This is a genomic window from Nocardia sp. PLKS1-43, from assembly GCF_059510335.1.
Genome location: NZ_JCAJZQ010000052.1, coordinates 1 through 583, shown reverse-complemented (window position 1 = coordinate 583; position 583 = coordinate 1). Strand labels below are relative to the sequence as shown.

Genomic DNA, 583 nt, shown 5'->3' with positions numbered 1-583 from the left:
CCCCAGCCACTGCGAACCCTGACCAGGAAAAACGAACACCGTCTTACCGGTCGTTCCGGCGCGTCCGTGCACCACATTCCGACCGGGTTCCCCCGCAACGAAACCGCTCAGTCCGCGCATCAACTCATCGCGATGACCACCGACGACCACCGCCCGATGCTCGAACTCCGACCGGCCCGCCAGCGAAAACCCGATATCGGCCGCGCCCGATTCCGGATGCTCCCGAACGTATTCCAGCAGCCGCGCGGCCTGCCCGGCCAACGCCTCGGCGGATTTCCCCGACAACACCCACGGCACCACGGGCAGATCCGCACCAGGCACAGCGGTATCGGGTGCGCTCCCGGCCGACGCGGCACCATCGCGCGTATCGCGCCCGACCCCGATACCACCGGGCGAGCCCTCCCCCACGGATGCCCGCTCGTCAGCTGTTCCGCCGACCAGTTCGGCACCGTCGGTCGCATCACCGCCGGGTTGCGCGCCATTGCCAAGGGGCGCAACGCTTTCGGCGGCACTTCCAGCAGGCACGGCACCGTCGAGTGCGTCGACCGTGGGACTGTCCGGCCGATGGAATGCTTGTTCGGGC

At 68.8% G+C, this 583-nt stretch carries 1 pseudogene; it reads right to left on the bottom strand.

Features of this window, described 5'->3' with window-relative positions:
* Positions 1-303 (bottom strand): annotated as a pseudogene (locus AC5WS7_RS40625) (CurL C-terminal domain-containing protein); the annotation flags it as partial.
* Positions 304-583: the final 280 nt, after the last annotated feature.